We start from the raw sequence: 237 nt of genomic DNA, 5'->3' as shown, positions 1-237 counted from the left end.
CTTGGAGAAGTCCTGACGGTTCTGCACCACCGACAGGTTCGAGCCCAGCGTGCTCGCCGCCGAGTTGAGCGCGCTGCCCGCCTTGGTCAGCGTCGCCAGCGTGCTGTTCACGTCCGCGTTCAGCAGGAAGTTGCCCAGACCGTTCGTGCTCGACGAGCTGTTCGAGTTGGTGATCGAGGACAGGCCCAGACCGCTGGCGGTGGCGTCGACCGAGGCGACGTTCAGGTTCGAGCTGCC

At 65.8% G+C, this 237-nt stretch carries 1 pseudogene; it reads right to left on the bottom strand.

What is annotated here, in order from left to right:
• Positions 1-237, bottom strand: a pseudogene (locus tag ACLBX9_RS03185) (flagellin); the annotation flags it as partial.

The sequence above is a fragment of the Methylobacterium sp. A49B genome (assembly GCF_053346215.1).
The sequence above is the reverse complement of the archived record's forward strand: the minus strand, read 5'-3'. Positions and strand labels throughout refer to the sequence as shown.